5 protein-coding genes are annotated in these 4,863 nt (G+C 65.7%); all 5 read right to left on the bottom strand.

All coding sequences use genetic code 11. The annotated features are described in order from the left end of the window. Positions 1–141 precede the first annotated feature (141 nt). Positions 142–759: a flavodoxin family protein gene (locus B5F19_RS16455; RefSeq protein ID WP_087292767.1), complete on the bottom strand. Its 618-nt coding sequence runs from the start codon at positions 757–759 to the stop codon at positions 142–144. 87 nt (positions 760–846) lie between these two features. Continuing rightward, a complete protein-coding gene (locus B5F19_RS16450) occupies positions 847–1,482 on the bottom strand; it encodes an ATP-binding cassette domain-containing protein (RefSeq protein WP_087292764.1) in 636 nt (211 codons plus the stop codon). Beyond that, positions 1,479–2,417, bottom strand: coding sequence for an ABC transporter ATP-binding protein (locus tag B5F19_RS16445; protein WP_087292760.1), 939 nt, complete (start codon positions 2,415–2,417; stop codon positions 1,479–1,481). Before B5F19_RS16445 ends, B5F19_RS16450 begins: the two co-directional genes overlap by 4 nt. Before the next feature lie 428 nt (positions 2,418–2,845). Beyond that, on the bottom strand, positions 2,846–3,667 hold the full coding sequence (locus tag B5F19_RS16440) for an ABC transporter permease (protein ID WP_087292757.1): 822 nt from the start codon (positions 3,665–3,667) through the stop codon (positions 2,846–2,848). Then, on the bottom strand, positions 3,664–4,656 hold the full coding sequence (locus tag B5F19_RS16435; protein ID WP_087292753.1) for an ABC transporter permease: 993 nt from the start codon (positions 4,654–4,656) through the stop codon (positions 3,664–3,666). Before B5F19_RS16435 ends, B5F19_RS16440 begins: the two co-directional genes overlap by 4 nt. Between the last annotated feature and the right edge of the window lie 207 nt (positions 4,657–4,863).

The following is a 4,863-nucleotide window of genomic DNA, read 5'->3' as shown; positions in this document are numbered from 1 at the left end:
AAGGCGTTCAGCGAGCGCAGCGAGGACTTTTCCGCCGCGCAGCGGCGGGAAAGTAACGGCATTTTTGCAGGCTGTCGGAAAAGTCCTTAGACTTTTTCGACAGCCTGAGGGCCCCAGCCGCAGGCTGGGGCCCAAATTTGTTTACCGGATAAAGTTGGTGCGCTGGAAGGGCTCCCGCTCCGGAATGCCGTAGGCCTCTTTGCCCAGCTGGATGCTCTTCATTAAAAAGACCATATTTCGGGCCAGAGTGCGCATGCCCTGGAGCCCCTCCGCGTCCTGAGAGGCCTCGCCGGGCTCCCGGCCGTGGATGCCGTTCCAATACTGGCCGGAGGCGATGGGCATGCCGGAGATGCCGAAGAACTTGTTCAGCTCGTCGTAGGTGGCGGTGAGTCCGCCCCGGCGGGCGGCGGCCACGGCGGCCCCCACCTTCATGGTCTTGTCAAAGTGGGTGCTGTAAAAGAGCCGGGTCAGGAAAGCCACCAGGGTGGCGTTGGCCGAGGCGTAGTACACCGGGGTACCCACCACCAGGCCGTCGCAGGCCTCGAACTTGGGGGCGGTCTCGTTTACCAGGTCGTCAAAAACGCATTTGCCAGCCTCCATGCACTTGTTGCAGCCGATACAGCCCCGGATGTTCTTATTGCCCACGTGGACGGTCTCCACCTGGATGCCCTCCTGGAGGAAAATCTGCTCCATCTCACGGAGAGCGATGGCGGTGTTGCCGTTGGGCTTGGGGCTGCCGTTGATCATTAAGACATTCATTGTGACAAAACCTCCTGAAAATAAAAGCGAGAGAACTGTGCCCCCTCTGTCAGCAGCACCATCATATACCCTGGAGTGCACTCCAAGTCAAGAGAGGGGCGTCGTTTTTTCCGGAGGGGAAGAGAGAACCTCCACCCGGGTGCACACCCGCTCCAGAAGGGGGGCGCTGTGGCTGACAATGAGCAGTCCCAGATTCCGCCGCTCCGCCTCCCGCAGGAGGAAACCCCAGATCTGGGCCTGGGTGATGGGGTCCAGCATGGCGGTGATCTCGTCGCACAGCAGGTATCTTGTGGCCCTGCCCAGGGCCCGGGCGATGCAGAACCGCTGGAGCTCCCCGCCGGACAGCTCCTGTGGGTAGCGGCGCAGCCACTGGGGCTGAATGTGCAGCTCCTCCAGCAGGCGTTCCTCCACCGGTCCCGCCTCCTTCAGGGATACCTCCAGGGGCAGAAGGGGGTCCAGCACGGTCTCCGGGTGCTGCCAGATCATCTGGACCGGGCAGGCCCCCCGGTAGTGGGACAGGGGGCGGCCGTCCAGGAGGATCTCCCCCGCCGTGGGCCGCTCGTACCCCGCCAGCAGCTTGCACAGGGTGGTCTTGCCACGGCCGCTGGGAGCGGTGAGACCTATACGTTCTCCGGGTTCCAGGGTGAGATTCACGTGTTCCAAAACGGGTTTCTTTCCACGGCGGGGGTAGCGGAAGGTAAGGCTGCGGGCTTCCAGACTCATGGGGCATCTCCTCCTTCCGGGGTATAGCAGCGGACCATGCCGCCCGCCTGGGGCACATAGGGGACGGGGCCGCCGGACCGGCACCGCTCCTGACAGCGGGGGCACCGGGGGGCAAACTGGCAGCCGTCCAAGATCTCCCCAGGGTAGGGCTGGGTGCCGGGGATGGGATTGAATCCGTTCTGGGGCAAAGCGCTCCACAGTGCCCGGGTGTAGGGGTGGCGGAGCTTTCCCTCTGAAAAGTCGGCGGCCTCCGCCTCCTCAATGGTCTCCCCGGCGTAGAGGACCAGCACCCGGTGGGCGATGGTGAGGGCCAGCTCCAGGTCGTGGGTGATGAGGAGCACCCCGGCCCCATCCTCCGCCAGCTCCCGGAAGTGGCCCAGAATGCGCCCGGCGGCCCGGGCGTCCAGGCCGGGGGTGGGCTCGTCGGCGATGAGCAGCTTGGGGTGCTCCACCGCGGCGGTGGCGATGAGCACCCGCCGGGCCATGCCGCCGGAGAGCTCAAAGGGGTAGAGCTCTTCCGTCTCCGTCCCAAGGCCGTACCGGGCCAGGACGCTCCGGCTCTCCTCCCGGGCGGCGGCGTCCCGCCGCCCACGGCGCACCTGGGGGCCCACCGTCATCAGGGGGTCCAGGTAGGCGACCCCCTGGGGGACCAGGACGATCTCACGGCCCCGGAGGGCCTCCGCCCGTTTTTGGGTGAGGGGTTCCCCACGGTAGAGGATGGTCCCCTCCATGGCGCTGTTGTAGGGGAGAATGCCCAAAATCCCGTGGGCCAGCAGGCTCTTGCCCGAGCCGCTGGAGCCCACCACCGCCACCACCTGGCCGGGTCGAATGGAGAAGGACAGGTCGTGGATGACAGGGAGGTTTTGTTTTTTTGTGCCCCGGCTGTATTGGGAGAAGGAGAGGGACAGATGGGATACCTGTAAAATTGGTTCCATGGGTCGTTCAGCTCTTTTCGTGGGGGGATTTTGAAGTCCTCTTTTTTCAGCCTTCCCCCTTGGGGGAAGGTGGCTGGCCGAAGGCCAGACGGATGAGGGGACAGGTTTCGGCCACCTCGTAGGGCGCGAGAAGGTGAATTGCCCCGCAGGGGCAAGAGAGGCTGGCCTGGGCCGCGACCCGGCGTGCCGCTTCGGTGGTTTTTTGCGGGGGGATTTCGCCGCCTGCGGGCGGCGAGGTACTTTCCCAGCGTGCCGATTTACAATGCAAGTCCTGCACCGTTTCCGTTGTGCCGTAGGGGCGGGTCCCTGACCCCCATCGTCTCCTGAGCCATACTTGAGCCCCACCTACCCAAAAGGCGCGCTTTTTGAGTATATCCCCAATTAGGCCGCCGAAGCGGCGAAACATCGCTTAAAAAAGTCCTCTTGCGTTACTGATGCACGCTGGACGGATCCAGAACCCGCCGCACCTGCTCCCCCAGAGCGGCAAAGAGGAGGACCACCCCCACCAGGGCCAGCCCGGGGAACAGGGCCAGCCACCACCGGCCGGTGGTGAGGTACTGCATGCTCTCCGAGAGGATGACCCCGATGGCGGGCTGCTCCGAGGACAGGCCGAAGCCCAGGAAGGTGACGCTGGCCTCGTGGAGGATGGCGTGGGGAAATTGGAGGATGAGCCCGGTGAGGAACTGGGGCAGCAGGTGGGGGAGAAGGTGCCGCCGGACGATCTGTCCCCGGGGGGCCCCCAGCTTCTCCGCCGCAAGCAGATAGGGGGCGTGGCGGAGGGAGAGGACCTCCCCCCGGATGACCCGGGCCAGGGAGGGCCAGTGGCTCAGGGACACTCCGGCCACCACCCCGAGAAACCCCCGTCCGAAGGCCAGGGAGATGAGCATGACCAGCAGGATGTGGGGGATGCCCAGAAACAGGTCGATGCACCAGGAGAGGACCGCGTCTGCCCTCCGGCTCAGGGCGGCGGCCACCCCGCAGAGCAGGGCGATGACCGCGCTCACCAGGGCGGTGAGCACGCCGATGCGGATGGACAGGGACAGCCCGGCCAGGGTGCGGGCCAGCATATCCCGCCCCATCCAGTCGGTGCCGAACAGAAAGGTGAGGCTGGGGGAGCGGTTCATGCGGAAGAAGTCGGTCTCCGTGGCCCGCTGGGTGAGCAGAGCGCCGGCCAGCGTGACGGCCAGGAGCACCGACAGGGTGAGAAGCAGGAGCAGAAGGGTCCTCTGCCGCCGGTTGAGCTGTCTCATGATTTGGCCGCCCCCCTTCGGATTTTGGGGTCCACCACGCCGTAGAGGAGGTCGGCAATCAGATTGCCCCCAAAGACGATGGCGGCGGTGATGACGGTGATGCCCAGGAGCAGGGGCAGGTCGCTGCCCAGCCCGGCGGTCACCGCCGCCTGGCCCAGTCCGGGATAGGAGAACACCTGTTCCACCAGCACCGAGCCGCCGATGATCTCGCTCACCGAGGCGAACTGCAGGGTGATGGCGGGCAGGGCTACGTTCCGCACTCCGTGGCGCAGGACGATGCTCCGAAGGGACTCCCCCCGGGCCCGGGCGAACAGCACATAGTCCGACTCCATCACATCCACCATCTTCTCCCGGGTGTGGAGGGCAATGGAGGACACCCCGGTGATGCTTAGGGTGAGGGCGGGGAGGACGGCGTGGTGGAGACGCTCCAAGAAGGTGACGCTGTCCGCATCCACCCCGATAGGGACGGAGAGACCGGTGGGGACCCACCCAAGCCACACGGAGAACACCAACAGAAGAAGGATGGCCAGCCAGAAGGCGGGAGTGCTGGAGATGAGCAGACACCAGCCCCGGATGAGCCGGTCGGGCCAGCGGCCCCGAAAGGCACCGGCCAGCACCCCCAGGGTGAACCCCAAGATCCCGGACAGAGCCCAGGCGAACAGGAGCAGCCCCAGGGAGTTCCCCAGCCGCTCCCCGATGATGGTCAGCACCGGCTGGCGGTAGAGGAGGGAGGTGCCCAGGTCCCCGTGGAGGGCGTCGGACAGCCAGCCCAGGTAGCGCTCCGGCAGGGGGGTGTTCACCCCCCAGTAGTCCTCCAGCTGGGCGATCTGCTCCTGGGACATGGCGCCCAGGGCGGCCTGGCCCACGTTGGTCTGGAGGGGGTCCAGAGGGGAGGCGGACATGAGCAGAAAGGCCGCCAGGCTCACCCCCAGCAGGAGGAGCAGCATGCGGATCAACTTTTTTCCCGCGAATCGCAGGCGGTGTTTCATTGGGGGTGGGCTCCTTTCTTTTTTGGGGGGGCGCAGGGGGATTTCGCCGCCCCGGCGGCCTAATTGGGGATATACTCTAAAAGCGCGCCTTTTGGGCGGGTGGGGCTCAAGTGCGGCTCAGAGGGAGGGCGTATCCTGAAATGTTTCCCGATTTCCGTAGGGGCGGCACACCGGGCCGCCCGGGGTTTCCGGGCCTTGCATATGTTC

This window comes from Pseudoflavonifractor sp. An184, assembly GCF_002160305.1.
In the GTDB taxonomy this organism is placed as follows: Bacteria; Bacillota; Clostridia; order Oscillospirales; family Oscillospiraceae; genus Lawsonibacter; species Lawsonibacter pullicola.
This window is presented reverse-complemented; position numbering and strand designations above follow the sequence as displayed.